We start from the raw sequence: 16027 nt of genomic DNA, 5'->3' as shown, positions 1-16027 counted from the left end.
ACTTTGAACAATGCTGTTTTAAATATTGAAAATCAAGCTTTTATAAATAAAAATATAAATACAGATTTAGCTGTATTACTTTTTAAGAAACATACAAAATTACAAGTTGATATTAAAGTGTTAATTGAGCAAATTGAAGCTAAAAAAAGGTGTAAAAAAAAACTTCCTACTTGGTTTCAAACTTCAAATATATATTACCCAAATAAGCTTAATATAGAGCAAACATCTTCGGAAATTACAGCTAAATACAAAGCAAGTCTCATCTCGGGAAACTCAATAATTGATATTACTGGAGGTTTTGGTGTAGATTGTTTTTACTTTTCAAAATACTTTAGAACGGTTATCCATTGTGAAATAGACAAAGAACTCTCAAAGATTGTATCACATAATTTTAAACAATTAGAGAGTTCTAATATTCAAACTATTACTAAAGATGGAGTTTTATATCTTAAAGATGAAAACTCAAAGTTCGATTGGATCTACATAGATCCTTCCAGAAGGCATGACAGTAAAGGAAAAGTATTTTTTCTCTACGATTGTTTGCCTAATGTACCAGAACATATAGACCTATTATTTAATTGTTCTACAAACATCTTAATTAAAACATCTCCATTATTAGATTTAACAATAGGTATAACCGAATTAAAGCATGTAAAAACAATACATATTGTTGCCGTTAATAATGAAGTAAAAGAATTACTTTGGATTTTAGAAAAAAACAATATTGAAACTGATATTCAAATTAGAACTGTTAATATTTCTAGTAAGAATGAAGAACATTTCAGCTTTAACTTGATTAATGAATCTACAGCTGAGTCTAAATACAGCCTACCTCTAACCTATCTATTTGAGCCCAATGCAGCCATCTTAAAATCTGGAGGTTTTAACAGTATTTCAATACAACTTCAATTAAAGAAACTACATCAACATTCACATTTATATACATCTAATAGATTGATTGAGTTTCCAGGAAGACAGTTTATTATAGAGCAAATAGTCCCTTACAATAAAAAGCAATTTAAAAAAATTGGAGTCGATAAAGCGAATGTAACCACTAGAAATTTCCCAGAATCTGTTGAAACTATCAGAAAAAAGCTGGGAATAAAAGTTGGTGGTAACAAATATATCTTTGCGACCACCAATTTAGAAAATCAAAAAATATTAATTATTTGCATTAAAGCTCTGTAATTAAATTGGTTGATAATTGAAAGTTTTCATCTATTCCAATTTCTAAAGAATTACAATAATTAAAATTCATTGTTATTTCTTTAGTACTAGATGTTGTAAAAATGGTTAATACAACAGTTCCAGGATTAAATGGTTTCCATTCTGAGATTCCTCCAATTGGAAGTTCTTCTACAAATTCTAATAAGATTCCGTTTTGATCTTGAATTTTTAAGGAAACTGGCAAATTACAATTATTTGTTAACTGTACTTGCGGTTTTTGGTTTGCACACAATTCTGTTGTTTCTGAATCTTGAATTATAGCTTCTTCTGCTATCTCAAAGGACTCACTTTCACAACCAAAAAAGGGCAAAAAAAGAGTGATAAGCATAACGCTTTTAAGTAGGTTTTTCATTTTATATTTGGGTTTTAAATGAAATTAATAGTTGGCTAATATATGTTAAAATATTAAAAATGCAATATTTTTTATCGATAAAATGACTATTTTATTCGATAAACCGCAATATGATTTATAATAATTTCATTAAACTCTACCTTAGATTGCTTTTTTTCAGAATATTACAAAAAATACAATTAATAATATTGTTAAAATTGATTAAGCCTCAAAAAATGGGATAAATCCTAATTGAAACATATAAATATCACTTATATCATCTGTATATTTACAAAAAAAAAGACTCATGTTAAAAGCAGTATTATTTGATATGGATGGTGTAATTGTAGACACAGAACCTTTGCACCACAAAGCCTATTTTGGCATGTTTAATACTTTAAAAATAAATGTCAGCGAAACACATTACCAATCTTTTACTGGTCAATCTACTATTAATGTATGTAAAAGTCTTTGTAATCATTTTAAACTCTCAAATAATCCAGAAGAGTTAGTCCAAATTAAAAGACAGGTTTTCAAGGATTTATTCAAAAAGGATCCAGATCTACAACTTTTAGATGGCGTTCTAGATTTAATTAAAGAATATCACGAAAAAGGTTTGACATTGGTTTTAGCATCTTCAGCATCTATGGGCACTATAGATAGTGTTTTTACAAGATTTGAATTAGACAAATACTTTATTACTAAATTAAGTGGAGCCGATTTGAAAGCTTCCAAACCACATCCAGAAATCTTCTTGAATGCTGCTGAAGCTAGTGGTTATCTAAAAGAAAACTGTATGGTTATTGAAGACTCTACCAATGGTATAAAAGCAGCAAATGCTGCTGATATTTTTTGTGTAGGCTATAAAAGTCTACATTCTAAAAATCAAGACTATAGCAAAGCTAATGTTGTAATTAATGATTTTAAAGAGATTTCTTATTCTAAAGTTCAAAAGCTATTTAGAAGTTAGTCTTTTGATTTGTTGGCATTCTGAATAATTGCTTTTAAACGTTCTTTGCGTTTAAATTCTTCATCTTTAAGTTTATTCTTTTTTCTATTTACCAATTTAGAATGTTTGGCTTTGTTCTTCGTGTTTTTTTCTCGACCAGTTTTTGCCATTTTGCGAAACGAATTTCATTAAAAATTAAAATTACAAATTAAAAACAAAAAAGCCTCACTATTACTAGTGAAGCTTTTTGTGAGCCCGATAGGATTCGAACCTATGACCGCCTCCTTAGAAGGGAGGTGCTCTATCCAGCTGAGCTACGAGCCCGTAACTCTTAAAAATTGTCGGGGTGGCAGGATTCGAACCTGCGACCTCCGCGTCCCAAACGCGGCGCGATAACCGGGCTACGCTACACCCCGAAGGTTATCTAAATGTAATTAGAAAATTGCGGAGAGACAGGGATTCGAACCCTGGGTAAGTGTTTCCACCTACGACGATTTAGCAAACCGCTCCTTTCGGCCACTCAGGCACCTCTCCGATTGTTTATGAACATAGCAATAAATTGCGGATGCAAATGTAACATATCATCTGAAATAACGCAACAAATTTATTTACTTTTTTAAATTTTTATTCTGGATACTCAATACGCAAATGATAAATGTTTGCAAGCTTGTGTTTTAACACTTTTTTTATGGATTGAATTTCTTTAAAAGTTATGTCTGCATTTAAAAATTGTTCATCAACCATTTGCTTATTAATTATATTTTCCACAAACGTATCTATCTTACTTGATGTGGGTTCTTTTAAGCTTTTTGATGCTGCTTCTACACTATCGCACATCATTAAAATAGCTGTTTCTTTACTAAACGGCTTTGGGCCTGGGTACTTAAAGAAATTTTCGTCAATAGCATCGTCTAAGTCTTTTTCTTTTTTATAAAAATAATAAACCAAACTTGTACCATGATGTGTACGAATGAAATCTATAACTCTATCTGGTAAGTTATTTTTTTTAGCTATTTCTATACCATTAATCACATGATCGATAATAATTTTTGCACTTTCTTTTGAAGACAATTCATCATGTGGATTAATTCCAGTAGATTGATTTTCTGTAAAATACGTTGGATTCATCATTTTTCCTATGTCATGATATAAGGCTCCTACCCTAACTAACATGGCATTAGCACCAATTTCATTTGCGGAAGCTTCTGCTAAATTAGCAACGTTTAATGAATGATGAAATGTTCCTGGCGCTTTATTAGATAATTCCTTTAATAATTTAGTATTTGTATCTGATAATTCTAAAAGTGATACATCTGAAACCAAACCAAATAATTTTTCATAAGCATAAATTAATGGCTGAACAAACAATGTTGCTAATCCACACAAAACAAACAGACCAAAGGTTTCCCATTTTAGCGTTTCAATACTGCCTTCATGAATCACGAAAAACGCAAAATAAGCAATAATATATATAAGAGTAATTTGTCCAACTGATATGAATAAATTGGCACGTTTATAGAGTTCAGAAACTGTTAAAATAGTAACGATTCCTGCAATTATTTGAAGAAACATATATTCGTAACTATTAGAAACTATAAAACCCAATAACAATACAGTTATCACGTGGGTAAATAGTCCTAATCGAGCATCAAAAAAAGCTTTTAAGACTAATGGGAGAATACAAATTGGTACTACATAAATATATAATGAATTATAATTAACAACTATTGTTGTTATAAAAACCATTAAAAAAACATTAAAAAATATAAATGTTACTTTGGTGTTATTCTCAAAAATATCTTTCCTATATTTTCTTAAAAATAAAAGCAACATGAGTAATGCTAATGACACTAATAAGGTGTAAGCAAATAGAATCCAATTATAATTTGATTTTGTCCAAACTTGAGATTCATATTCAGACTCTAAAGATTTAAGTATTTGATATTTATTACCTTCAACCACTTCACCTTTAGAAATGATAAGTGTTTCTTTTTCTACACTTCCTCTTGTAAAAGCAACTTTTTCTAAGTCATTTTGCAATGCTTTTTCGGTGAAACCTTTATCGTAAGAGACGTTTGGTTCTACAATATCAAAGAATAAAGAAATGTATGGAGTTGTATATTGACTTAGATTTTCATTCTTTAACAATTTACTTATTATATTCTTTATTTCTCCTTGATTGGTTAAATCTGAAAATTTGATGGTTTGTTTTTCTGTTCTTCCTTCTAGAAGAATGACTTTTCTTTCTTTTGAAAAGTCATAATTTTCACTTAAAACACCATAATTATAGAAGTTCTTTAATAAATCTAGCCCTTTGGCATAGAGATTATCTTTGTTTTGTTTTACTAAAGAATCTGGAAATTCTAATTTGAATTCCGTTTTATAAGACTCAATGACAGCTTCTTTAATTTTTGGCTCTAAATTAAAATATAGAATAGCATTATCTTTAATTTCATTTTTCTCAGATTGAATTTCCTCTTCTGTTTTTTTAATAGCAAAATCGAAAGGAGCATATAAATTTTCAGATTGCCAAGGCTTACCTTTTTCAAAATTATATTTAAACTTTCCACTTTTAGGGAACAGATAGACTATTAAAAACGTGGTACTTATAAAAAGAATCAGTTTATAAGCTAAAGAATGATTTTTATAAAGAAAATTAATAAAGTCTTTCATTGATTGTTTTAAGTATTTCAAATGTAATAAAAATATCACCGAATTAGACGACTTATAATAATGTAAACATTCTAGATTCTACTAAAAATTGATTAATTTTGCATCAATTAAAATGAAACACACTTAAAATGAGTAAAGAAGTCGTTATTGTATCTGCAGCCAGAACTCCAATTGGTAGTTTTTTAGGAGCTTTATCAACAATTCCAGCTCCAAGATTAGGGGCTATTGCAATTAAAGGAGCATTGGATAAAATTAACTTAAATCCTAACTTAGTTCAGGAAGTTATCATGGGAAATGTAGTTCAAGCTGGAACAGGTCAAGCACCAGCTAGACAAGCCGCTATTTATGCTGGCATTCCTAATACAGTTCCATGTACTACAGTAAATAAAGTATGTGCTTCAGGAATGAAAAGTGTGATGCAGGCAGCTCAAGCTATAGCTTTAGGTGATGCAGATATTATAGTTGCAGGTGGTATGGAAAACATGAGTTTAATTCCACATTATTACCATGCAAGAACAGGCACAAAATTTGGACCTGCCAAAATGGAAGATGGCATGCAAAAAGATGGTTTGGTTGATGCTTACGATAATAATGCTATGGGAGTTTGTGCCGATGCATGTGCTACAGAATACAAATTTTCTCGCGAAGATCAAGATGCTTTTGCAATTCAATCATATAAGCGTTCTGCTGCTGCCTGGGAAGCTGGGAAATTTGATAATGAAGTTGTCCCTGTTGAAGTACCTCAACGTCGTGGAGATGCGATAATAGTTTCTAAAGATGAAGAGTTCAGCAACGTTAAAATAGAAAAAATACCTGCTTTACGTCCAGCTTTTACAAAAGATGGAACAGTAACTGCAGCAAATGCTTCAACCATTAATGATGGCGCTGGAGCTATGGTATTAATGAGTAAAGACAAAGCTCTAGAGCTAGGTTTAAAACCATTAGCAACTATTACTGGATATGCTGATGCTGCCCATGAACCAGAATGGTTTACAACAGCTCCTGCAAAAGCTTTACCAAAAGCTTTAGTTAAAGCTGGTGTTTCTTTAAAGGATGTCGATTTTTTTGAATTTAACGAAGCTTTTTCGATTGTTGGTTTAGCTAACATGAAAATTTTAGGCCTTAACGATAGTAATGTAAACGTTAATGGTGGTGCAGTTTCTTTAGGTCATCCACTTGGTTGCTCTGGAGTTAGAATACTTATTACTTTATTAAATGTTTTAAAACAGAACAATGCAAAAATTGGTGCTGCAGCTATTTGTAATGGTGGTGGTGGTGCTTCTGCTGTTGTAATTGAAAGACATTAATCCTGATAATTATTATTCATGCAATACGGAATTTGTAATTTAAGCATTGTTCCTTTAAGACTTGAACCAACAGATACTAGCGAATTAGTTTCGCAAGTATTATACGGCGATTATTTTAAAGTTCTTGAACAACGTAAGTCTTGGAGCAAAATCCGTCTTGGTTTTGATACTTATGAAGGCTGGATTGACAACAAACAATATCTTGAAATTTCTGAAGTAGCGTATAAATCCATTCATGAAGAATTTCCAATTCTGTCTAACAACTTGGTTGAGTTTGTGGAAGATAAAGAACTACAACTTTATGCCATTCCACTTGGAGCATCATTAAATGGGCTTTCTTTATTAGGCCATACACATGAAGGACAGGTTATAAAAGAAAGAATGCCAAAATCAAGTATTTTAGAAACCGCTTTTATGTATTTAAATGCACCTTATCTTTGGGGTGGAAAAACTCCATTTGGAATAGATTGTTCTGGTTTTACACAAATGGTTTACAAGCTTAGTGGTTATAAGCTTTTAAGAGATGCTTCGCAACAAGCAACGCAAGGTGAGGCTTTAAGTTTTATTGAAGAAAGTGAACCTGGAGATTTAGCTTTTTTTGATAATAGCGAAGGACAGATTGTTCATGTAGGTATTATTATGAAGGATAACTACATTATTCATGCACATGGTAAAGTACGAATTGACCGATTAGATCATTCTGGTATTTACAACCATGATAAACGAATGCACACACATAAATTAAGAGTTATAAAAAAAGTGATATAAAAAAAAGCTGCAAAATAAATTGCAGCTTTTTTTATAGTATATTTTTAATTATAAGGATTAATTTCCTCCTAAAGATTCTACTTTAACTTTCATAGCTTTATATTTATCTGTAAATCCAGTTGCGCTATAAATATTCATTAATGTCTTTGCGGCGTCAATATTTTTTTCGTCTGTTTTTAAAACAGCTTCTAAATATGGAATAGCATCTTTATAAATTTGAGTACGTTGCAGCTTTAATTCATCGTAACGCTTGTTATCAGCAGAAGAACTACCAAGGTTATTCATTTCTTCAATTAATGGCTTTTCTTTATCTAAAATCATAGCAGCCATATTAATTTGAGCATTGGTATAATTTGGGTCTAATTCTATAGCTTTATCGTAGTACTTCTTAGCTGCTTCAAAATCTCCGGATTCCTGAGTCATTACACCTAAATTGAATTGCAATTCTGGATTATTAGGATCTTTTAATGTCGCTTCTTTCAATAATTCTTTAAATTTTTCGTGATTGCCTAATTCAAAATATAAATTAGCTTCTGAAATCAATAAATTTAAATCTTCAGGATTAGCTTTTCTCGCTTTAGAAATAGCATTTAAAGCTTTGTCGTTTTCACCTTTATTTTTATAAATGGAGGCAATACTTTTTACAATTTCTTCGCTTTTAGATTCTGTAGTACGTTGTCCAGGTTTAACATAGGTTCCACCTCTAACAGAAATGTCTCTAATAGACTTACTTTGAAAAACTTCTTCTTCTCCAGTGTCTTTATTAGTTGCAAAGTATTCTGTTTCAATACCTGTGTAACCTAAATCGTCTAATTCTTCTAATAAAACTAAAGATCTGTCAAACTCTTGAACTCCACTTGCAGTTACTGCAGCGTAATACAGATATAATGTATCTTTAGTTGAAACTCTATAGGCATTTTCAAAGTTTTTTGAAGCTACGCTATAATCTTTAAGTTCATAAGCATCATTCCCCTTTTTTACAAAAGATTGAATCATGGTCTTTTTTAATTCGGCTGATTCTTCAACATAATCACCTTCAACCAAACCTATACTTTTTAGAGCTTTAGTAACATCGTCATTACTTGCAGATCCATTAGCATATAAAGCTTCAGCATTTAAGTAATAATATTGAGCTTTATATTTATCATCCATAGTAGAAAGCATCGGCTCTACTTGACTTAAAATAGATTTTGCTTCTGCAAAATTGTTGTTTTTAATTGCTTTTTCAACTTCTTTTAATTCTTTTTTTTGTGCAAAACCAAAAGTTGTTACCATGATTGCTAAAGCAACTATAAATTGTTTTTTCATTGTAATTAATATTAAATTATACGTTTTTTATTCTTCTTCGTTGGAATTATCAAGAGTTGTGCCATCTTCATTTTGACTTGTATTTTCTGAAGCTTCAGGAACAATCATATTTCCTTCTTCATCTAATTCTACTTCGTCTTCATCATGCATAACCTTAGCAACTGCAGCTATAGAGTCGTTCCCTTTTAAGTTAATTAATTTAACTCCTTGTGTAGCTCTACCCATTACTCTTAGGTCTTGAACAGCCATTCTAATTGCAATTCCAGATTTATTGATAATCATTAAATCATCATTATCAGTTACATTTTTAATAGCTACTAAATTACCCGTTTTTTCTGTTATTGAAATAGTTTTTACACCTTTTCCTCCTCTATTGGTAATTCTATAATCTTCTAAGCTAGAGCGCTTTCCATAACCATTTTCAGAAACAACTAGGATATCACTTTCCATATCATCTACAGCAATCATCCCTATAACTTCGTCCGTTTTTTCGTTTTGCAATCTAATGCCACGAACACCAGAAGCATTTCTACCCATAGGTCTGGTTTTAGCTTCTTCAAATCGAATGGCTTTACCAGATTTTAAGGCTAACATCACTTGACTTTCGCCTGTTGTTAGTTTTGCTTCTAATAATATATCGTCATCCTTAATAGTAATGGCATTTATTCCATTTGTTCTAGGTCTAGAATATTGCTCTAAAGACGTCTTTTTTACTTGACCTTTTTTAGTAGCCATAATTACGTAATGACTATTAATGTAATCTTCGTCTTTTAAATCTTGTGTACAGATAAACGCTTTAACAGCATCGTCTTGTTCAATATTTATTAAGTTTTGAATAGCACGTCCTTTCGATGTCTTACTTCCTTCTGGGATTTCGTAAACACGCATCCAGAAACATTTTCCTTTTTGTGTAAAGAATAACATGTATTGGTGATTAGTACCAACAAACAGATGTTCTAAAAAATCTTCGTTTCTAGTTGTTGATGCTTTTTGCCCTACGCCTCCTCTATTTTGAGTTTTATATTCTGTAAGCGATGTACGTTTAATATAACCAGCATGCGAAATAGTTATCACTACCTTTTCGTCTGGAATCATATCTTCAATACTTAAATCACCACCAGCATATTCAATTACTGAACGACGTTCGTCACCATATTTATGTTTTACTTCTTCTAATTCTGTTTTAATAATTTCCATACGCCGTTCTTTTTTATCAAGAATGTCTTTTAAATCTTCGATGGTAACCATTAAATCATCATATTCCGAACGCAATTTGTCTTGTTCTAAACCTGTTAATTGACGCAAACGCATTTCGACAATGGCTTTCGCTTGAATTTCTGAAAGTTTAAAACGTTCAATTAACTTCTCACGAGCTTCATCTGCATTTGATGATGCACGAATAATTTTAATTACTTCATCAATATTATCTGAAGCAATAATTAATCCTTCAAGAATGTGAGCACGTTCTTCTGCTTTACGTAATTCGTAAGTGGTTCTTCTTACAACCACTTCGTGTCTGTGCTCAACGAAATAGTGAATTAGTTCTTTTAGGTTAAGCATTTGTGGTCTACCATTTACTAATGCAATATTATTCACACTAAAAGAAGACTGTAACGCTGTGTATTTGTAAAGTTTATTTAAAACAATGTTTGGAATGGCATCACGTTTTAATACGTAAACAATTCGCATCCCATTTCTATCGGATTCATCACGAATGGTTGCAATACCATCCATTTTCTTTTCATTTACCAAATCGGCAGTTTTTTTAATCATATCTGCCTTATTCACTTGATAAGGAATTTCAGTTACGACAATACATTCTCTACCTTGAACTTCTTCGATAATGGCTTTACCTCGCATGACAATTCGTCCACGACCTGTCTGAAAGGCTTCTTTTACACCATCGTAGCCATAAATAGTTCCTCCTGTTGGAAAATCTGGAGCTTTAATATGTGTTATTAACTCGTCGATTTCAATATCGTTATTGTTAATATATGCTATGGTACCATCCACTACCTCACTTAAATTATGTGGAGGCATATTGGTAGCCATACCAACAGCAATACCAGAAGCTCCATTTACCAATAAACCAGGTATTCTAGTTGGTAAAACGGTTGGTTCTTGTAACGTATCGTCAAAATTAAGTTTATGGTCTACTGTTTCTTTATCGATATCTGCTAACATATCTTCCGATATTTTGCGCATACGAGCTTCTGTATAACGCATTGCTGCAGGGCTATCTCCATCTACAGACCCAAAATTCCCTTGTCCATCTACTAACATGTAACGCAAACTCCACTCTTGAGCCATACGAACCATGGCATCGTAAACAGAGGTATCTCCATGTGGGTGATACTTACCTAAAACTTCCCCAACGATTCTCGCCGATTTTTTATGGGCTCCAGTGGCTCTAATACCAAGTTCATGCATGCCGTAAAGCACACGTCTATGAACTGGCTTTAAACCATCTCTTACATCTGGTAAAGCACGTGACACAATGACTGACATTGAATAATCAATGTAAGCCGATTTCATTTCATCTTCAATGTTAATTGGAATGAGTTTTTCTCCTTCTGCCATATATAATTTAATTAGTTTTTTTCTAGTTTTTCAAATCGTGCTAATATAACCATTTCAGCAGTTACAGTAAGTGTTTATCTATAGTTTTTTGAAGTTTTTTATTAACAATTTCGAGGTTTTTTATTTAATAAGTAAGCTGTTAAATATTTTGATTTTATTAAGTTTTTTTTGTCTATTAGCATATTACCCATAAATTGAGGTATGATTTTTGATTTTAATCGTATAGATTTATTATTTTTAATGTAGAAAGGAAAGAATATATGGATGATAATTTTTCACCAAGAGTTAAAGATGTTATTGCTTATAGTAAAGAAGAAGCGTTGCGCTTAGGACATGATTTTATTGGCACAGAGCACTTAATGCTTGGCTTGCTTCGCGATGGAAATGGTAAAGCAATAAATATCTTAAATGCGCTAGAAATAGATTTAAATCACTTAAGACGTAAAGTAGAAATACTTAGTCCTGCAAACCCTAATGTTGCAGTCGTTTCAAACGAAAAAAAGAATTTACATCTTACTAGGCAGGCTGAACGTGCTTTAAAAACAACCTTTTTAGAAGCAAAGCTTTTTCAAAGCACGTCCATTAATACTGCTCATTTACTTTTATGCATTTTAAGAAATGAAAACGATCCTACAACCAAACTTTTAAATAAATTGAAAGTAGATTACGATAACGCTAAAGAACAGTTTAAACATATGATAACTAATGACGACGATTATATAGAACCAAAAGCTGAATCTTTTCAGGATGATGATAACGCATCTTCCGAAGATGATGCTTCCAAAGAGAATTTATTTAATACTCCAACTTCTAAAACAAATAAAAAATCTAAAACACCTGTATTAGATAATTTTGGACGTGACCTTACTGCTATGGCCGAAGAAGGTAAACTCGATCCAGTTGTTGGAAGAGAAAAAGAGATTGAAAGAGTCTCTCAAATATTAAGTAGAAGAAAGAAAAACAACCCACTTTTAATTGGTGAACCTGGGGTAGGTAAATCTGCCATTGCCGAAGGATTAGCAAACAGAATTGTTAGCAAAAAAGTATCGCGGATTCTTTTTAATAAGCGCGTAGTAACCCTTGATTTAGCTAGCTTAGTTGCAGGAACAAAATACAGAGGACAGTTTGAAGAACGTATGAAAGCTGTTATGAATGAACTTGAAAAGAATGACGATATCATACTTTTTATAGATGAAATTCATACCATAGTTGGTGCTGGTGGAGCTACAGGAAGCTTAGATGCTTCTAACATGTTTAAACCTGCTTTAGCTCGTGGTGAAATACAATGTGTAGGTGCAACAACACTAGATGAATACAGACAATATATTGAGAAAGATGGTGCTTTAGAGCGTCGTTTTCAAAAAGTTATTATAGAGCCTACTACTGTTGAAGAAACTATAGAAATATTAAACAATATTAAAGATAAATATGAAAGTCATCATCATGTTGATTATACACCTGAAGCCATTGAAGCGTGTGTAAAATTAACCAATAGATATATGACCGATCGTTTTTTACCAGACAAAGCTATTGATGCTTTAGATGAAGCAGGTTCGCGAGTTCATATTAAAAACATCAATGTGCCTAAACAAGTTTTAGACTTAGAAAAGCAATTAGAAGATGTTAGAGAAACAAAAACATCTGTCGTTAAAAAACAGAAATATGAAGAAGCTGCTAAATTAAGAGACGATGAAAAACGTATCGAAAAGGAATTAGCCATTGCTCAAGAAAAATGGGAAGAAGAAACTAATTTACATAGAGAAATTGTAACAGAAGATAATGTCGCTGATGTAGTTTCTATGATGACCGGAATCCCTGTAAATAGAATTGCACAAACTGAAAGCAACAAATTAGCACAATTACCAGAACTTATTAAAGGCAAAGTTATTGGGCAAGATGAAGCAGTAGCAAAAGTAGTTAAAGCAATACAAAGAAATAGAGCTGGATTAAAAGACCCTAACAAGCCTATTGGTTCGTTTATTTTCTTAGGTCAAACAGGTGTTGGTAAAACACAATTAGCCAAAGTCTTATCTAAACAATTATTTGATAGTGAAGACTCGCTTATTAGAATTGATATGAGTGAGTACATGGAGAAATTTGCTATCTCAAGATTGGTTGGTGCACCTCCAGGTTACGTAGGCTATGAGGAAGGTGGTCAATTAACTGAAAAAATAAGACGTAAACCTTATGCTGTTGTGCTACTTGATGAAATTGAAAAAGCACATCCAGATGTCTTTAATATGCTTTTACAAGTTTTAGATGATGGTTTTCTAACGGATAGTTTAGGAAGAAAAATTGACTTTAGAAATACTATTATAATTATGACCTCAAATATTGGTTCTAGAAAACTAAAAGATTTTGGAACTGGTGTTGGTTTTGGAACAGCTTCACAAAAAGCCCAAGAAGATGCCAATGCAAGAAGTGTTATTGAAAATGCACTTAAAAAAGCTTTCGCACCAGAATTTTTAAATAGAATTGATGATGTTGTGGTGTTCAATGCTTTAGAAAGAAAAGATATTGATAAAATAATCGATATTGAATTAGAACAATTAATTAACCGAATTAAAGCTCTTGGTTATACTCTAAAATTAAGTAAAAAAGCTAAAGATTATATTGCAGATAAAGGTTTCGATAAACAATATGGAGCCAGACCTCTTAAAAGAGCCATTCAAAAGTATATTGAAGACAAACTGGCTGAAGAGATTATCAATGCTAAAATCCACGAAGGAGATATAATACTTATGGATTTAGATTCTAAAACAAAAGAATTGACTGTGAAAATTGAAAAAGCAAAAAATACAACTAAATCCTAAATTAAGAACAAATACTATTTCAACGCCATTATTGACTTTTAATGGCGTTTTTTATTTACATCTATATTTATTCGTTAATTTTACCAGTAAATTAAATACTTAATCATATGTCAAATATAATAACATACCCATTTGGCAAAGTTACCATCCATGACAACTTTCTAATATTTGTTATGAATGAAGGTATTACAGTTTTACCAGAATACAACGAAATTTTAGTAGAGATTGCAACTACCTTTTTTAAAAATAAAAGATTTGTTTATATAACACACCGTATCAACTCCTACTCTGTAGACCCTAATATTTATTTTAAAACTTCTCAAATAGAAAACCTTATTGGTTTTGCAGTTGTTACTGGAGATAAAATATATAGAGATAATGTGGCTTTAGAAAAAACATTTTTTTCTAAACCTTTTAAAAGTTTTACAGAGTTAAATGATGCTATTGACTGGGCTAATAAACTAATTGAAAACAGTTAATTATTTAGAGTACTTCATGACTATCAATAGATAAGGTATCAATAAAAGCAATAGAAGCTTCAATATCTTTAAATAATTCTCTATCGAAAGCTACAAATGGTACTTCTTCTCTATACACACTTAAAAAAGATTCAATAAATTTTGAAGATTTTAAAGGAGTTCTTAAACTTAATGCTTGTGATGCATTAAACAACTCTATTGCTAAAACACGTTTCACATTTTCAATTAACTTATATGCTTGTGTGGCCGCATTAGCTCCCATACTCACATGGTCTTCTTGTCCATTACTAGAAACGATACTATCTATACTAGCTGGAGAAGCTAATTGTTTATTAGCACTTACAATGCTTGCTGCTGTATATTGTGGAATCATAAAACCAGAATTTAATCCTGGACTATCTACTAAAAAAGCTGGCAAACCTCTTAAACCAGAAACTAATTGAAACACCCGACGTTCAGAAATATTTCCAAATTCTGCCATAGCAACTTTAAGGTAATCTAAAGCAAGAGCTAAAGGCTGACCATGAAAATTACCGCCAGAAATAATCTCATCTTCTTTCGAGAAAATATTTGGGTTATCAGTAACTGAATTTATCTCAGTAATAAACGTTTTTTCTACAAAAGCTAAAGTGTCTTTACTAGCTCCATGCACTTGAGGCATACACCTAAACGAATATGGATCTTGGACATGTACCTTCTCTTGTGCTATCAATTCACTTCCTTCAAGAAACTCTCTAACTCGTTCGGCCGTTTTTAATTGCCCATTGTGAGGTCTCACTAGATGTACCAACTCATTAAACGGTTCAATTCTACCATCAAATGCATCTAAAGAAACACTTCCTATTAAATCTGCTAAATAAGATAATTTATAAGATTCAAAAAGTAAATGAATACCATAAGCACTCATAAATTGCGTTCCATTTAAAAGCGCTAATCCTTCTTTAGATTGCAGTGTTATCGGTTCCCAATTAAAAGTCTTTAAAATTTCTTCACCAGAAAAAAGTTTGCCTTTATAAGTTACTTCTCCCTTTCCAATTATGGGTAATGCCAAATGTGCTAAAGGTGCTAAATCTCCTGATGCACCCAAAGATCCTTGAGTGAAAATTATTGGCGTAATATTATTATTATAAAAATCAATTAAGCGTTCAACAGTAAGTAATTGAACACCACTATGTCCATAACTTAAAGACTGTATTTTAAGCAAGAGCATGAGTTTTACTATAGCTTCAGGCACCAAATCTCCTGTGCCACAAGCATGAGACATCATTAAATTCTCTTGAAGTTTTGTTAGATTTTCTTTAGAAATCTTTACATTATATAACGAGCCAAATCCTGTATTAATACCATAGATAGGTTTGTCTTGATTCTTTAACTTTTCGTTTAAATAGTTTCTACAATTTGAGATTTTTTCAATTGCTTCTTCAGAAAGTTGCAACTTTTTTTCTTCAGAAACTATAGCATGAAGTGTTTTTAAATCTAGAGTTTTCGAAGATATATAATGAATGTTGTCCATAGTATTTGTAATAGATTCCAAAATTCAACATTACAAATCTTTTATGCAAACATTTGTTAATAATTAATAGAATTGATAA

12 protein-coding genes and 3 tRNA genes are annotated in these 16027 nt (G+C 31.5%); 6 read left to right on the top strand and 9 right to left on the bottom strand.

Translation table 11 applies throughout. From position 1 onward, the window contains the following. The first annotated feature begins 3 nt into the window (after positions 1 to 3). Positions 4 to 1188 (top strand): THUMP-like domain-containing protein, encoded by a 1185-nt coding sequence (locus ACI5KZ_RS02845; protein WP_406846834.1) that lies wholly within the window; start codon positions 4 to 6, stop codon positions 1186 to 1188. On the opposite strand, the gene ACI5KZ_RS02840 is transcribed toward ACI5KZ_RS02845, so the two are convergent. Further along, positions 1175 to 1579 carry a hypothetical protein gene (locus ACI5KZ_RS02840; RefSeq protein WP_109309898.1) on the bottom strand — a complete coding sequence of 135 codons (405 nt, stop codon included), beginning with the start codon at positions 1577 to 1579 and terminating at the stop codon, positions 1175 to 1177. The genes ACI5KZ_RS02845 and ACI5KZ_RS02840 overlap by 14 nt on opposite strands. Positions 1580 to 1865: 286 nt before the next feature. Here ACI5KZ_RS02840 and ACI5KZ_RS02835 point away from each other — a divergent pair, with 286 nt between their 5' ends. Further along, positions 1866 to 2528 carry an HAD family phosphatase gene (locus tag ACI5KZ_RS02835; protein ID WP_109309897.1) on the top strand — a complete coding sequence of 221 codons (663 nt, stop codon included), beginning with the start codon at positions 1866 to 1868 and terminating at the stop codon, positions 2526 to 2528. Here ACI5KZ_RS02835 and ACI5KZ_RS02830 read toward each other — a convergent pair. The 5 genes from ACI5KZ_RS02830 to ACI5KZ_RS02810 form a co-directional block, all read right to left on the bottom strand. Continuing rightward, positions 2525 to 2677 (bottom strand): hypothetical protein, encoded by a 153-nt coding sequence (locus ACI5KZ_RS02830; protein WP_165815847.1) that lies wholly within the window; start codon positions 2675 to 2677, stop codon positions 2525 to 2527. The two genes, ACI5KZ_RS02835 and ACI5KZ_RS02830, sit on opposite strands and share 4 nt — an antisense overlap. Before the next feature lie 80 nt (positions 2678 to 2757). Then, positions 2758 to 2831 (bottom strand) — tRNA-Arg (locus tag ACI5KZ_RS02825). 17 nt (positions 2832 to 2848) lie between these two features. Next, a tRNA-Pro gene (locus ACI5KZ_RS02820) sits at positions 2849 to 2923 on the bottom strand. Positions 2924 to 2952: 29 nt separating this feature from the next. Beyond that, a tRNA-Ser gene (locus tag ACI5KZ_RS02815) sits at positions 2953 to 3041 on the bottom strand. 90 nt (positions 3042 to 3131) lie between these two features. Then, positions 3132 to 5180 carry an HD family phosphohydrolase gene (locus tag ACI5KZ_RS02810; protein WP_406846833.1) on the bottom strand — a complete coding sequence of 683 codons (2049 nt, stop codon included), beginning with the start codon at positions 5178 to 5180 and terminating at the stop codon, positions 3132 to 3134. A gap of 128 nt (positions 5181 to 5308) precedes the next feature. On the opposite strand from ACI5KZ_RS02810, the gene ACI5KZ_RS02805 reads away from it, so the two are divergent. After that, the gene (locus tag ACI5KZ_RS02805) at positions 5309 to 6487 is read left to right on the top strand and encodes an acetyl-CoA C-acyltransferase (protein WP_109309895.1); all 1179 of its coding nucleotides are present in this window, start codon (positions 5309 to 5311) and stop codon (positions 6485 to 6487) included. An 18-nt stretch (positions 6488 to 6505) separates the two neighbouring features. Beyond that, a complete protein-coding gene (locus ACI5KZ_RS02800) occupies positions 6506 to 7255 on the top strand; it encodes a C40 family peptidase (RefSeq protein ID WP_109309894.1) in 750 nt (249 codons plus the stop codon). A 57-nt stretch (positions 7256 to 7312) separates the two neighbouring features. Here ACI5KZ_RS02800 and ACI5KZ_RS02795 read toward each other — a convergent pair whose 3' ends face one another. Together ACI5KZ_RS02795 and gyrA are read right to left on the bottom strand one after the other, a co-directional pair. Continuing rightward, positions 7313 to 8563, bottom strand: a complete 1251-nt coding sequence (locus ACI5KZ_RS02795) for a lipopolysaccharide assembly protein LapB (RefSeq protein WP_109309893.1) — start codon at positions 8561 to 8563, stop codon at positions 7313 to 7315. 27 nt (positions 8564 to 8590) lie between these two features. Further along, positions 8591 to 11143, bottom strand: coding sequence for a DNA gyrase subunit A (gene gyrA / locus ACI5KZ_RS02790; RefSeq protein WP_109309892.1), 2553 nt, complete (start codon positions 11141 to 11143; stop codon positions 8591 to 8593). A 260-nt stretch (positions 11144 to 11403) separates the two neighbouring features. Between gyrA and ACI5KZ_RS02785 the strand changes: the two genes are divergently transcribed. Together ACI5KZ_RS02785 and ACI5KZ_RS02780 are read left to right on the top strand one after the other, a co-directional pair. Beyond that, a complete protein-coding gene (locus ACI5KZ_RS02785) occupies positions 11404 to 13956 on the top strand; it encodes an ATP-dependent Clp protease ATP-binding subunit (RefSeq protein WP_109309891.1) in 2553 nt (850 codons plus the stop codon). A 107-nt stretch (positions 13957 to 14063) separates the two neighbouring features. Next, a complete protein-coding gene (locus tag ACI5KZ_RS02780) occupies positions 14064 to 14435 on the top strand; it encodes a hypothetical protein (RefSeq protein ID WP_406846832.1) in 372 nt (123 codons plus the stop codon). Positions 14436 to 14439: 4 nt separating this feature from the next. On the opposite strand, the gene hutH is transcribed toward ACI5KZ_RS02780, so the two are convergent. Beyond that, positions 14440 to 15948 (bottom strand): histidine ammonia-lyase, encoded by a 1509-nt coding sequence (hutH, locus tag ACI5KZ_RS02775; RefSeq protein WP_406846831.1) that lies wholly within the window; start codon positions 15946 to 15948, stop codon positions 14440 to 14442. Between the last annotated feature and the right edge of the window lie 79 nt (positions 15949 to 16027).

This window comes from Xanthomarina sp. GH4-25 (genome assembly GCF_045363175.1).
GTDB lineage: Bacteria > Bacteroidota > Bacteroidia > Flavobacteriales > Flavobacteriaceae > Xanthomarina.
The sequence above is the reverse complement of the archived record's forward strand: the minus strand, read 5'-3'. Positions and strand labels throughout refer to the sequence as shown.

Bases quoted from the DNA above. Each gene is read 5' to 3' on its own strand.
- ACI5KZ_RS02795 (WP_109309893.1), bottom strand. From the start codon at position 8,563: ATGAAAAAACAATTTATAGTTGCTTTAGCAATCATGGTAACAACTTTT.
- ACI5KZ_RS02810 (WP_406846833.1), bottom strand. From the start codon at position 5,180: ATGAAAGACTTTATTAATTTTCTTTATAAAAATCATTCTTTAGCTTAT.
- ACI5KZ_RS02840 (WP_109309898.1), bottom strand. From the start codon at position 1,579: ATGAAAAACCTACTTAAAAGCGTTATGCTTATCACTCTTTTTTTGCCC.
- ACI5KZ_RS02805 (WP_109309895.1), top strand. From the start codon at position 5,309: ATGAGTAAAGAAGTCGTTATTGTATCTGCAGCCAGAACTCCAATTGGT.
- ACI5KZ_RS02780 (WP_406846832.1), top strand. From the start codon at position 14,064: ATGTCAAATATAATAACATACCCATTTGGCAAAGTTACCATCCATGAC.
- gyrA (WP_109309892.1), bottom strand. From the start codon at position 11,143: ATGGCAGAAGGAGAAAAACTCATTCCAATTAACATTGAAGATGAAATG.
- ACI5KZ_RS02830 (WP_165815847.1), bottom strand. From the start codon at position 2,677: ATGGCAAAAACTGGTCGAGAAAAAAACACGAAGAACAAAGCCAAACAT.
- ACI5KZ_RS02835 (WP_109309897.1), top strand. From the start codon at position 1,866: ATGTTAAAAGCAGTATTATTTGATATGGATGGTGTAATTGTAGACACA.
- ACI5KZ_RS02785 (WP_109309891.1), top strand. From the start codon at position 11,404: ATGGATGATAATTTTTCACCAAGAGTTAAAGATGTTATTGCTTATAGT.
- hutH (WP_406846831.1), bottom strand. From the start codon at position 15,948: ATGGACAACATTCATTATATATCTTCGAAAACTCTAGATTTAAAAACA.
- ACI5KZ_RS02800 (WP_109309894.1), top strand. From the start codon at position 6,506: ATGCAATACGGAATTTGTAATTTAAGCATTGTTCCTTTAAGACTTGAA.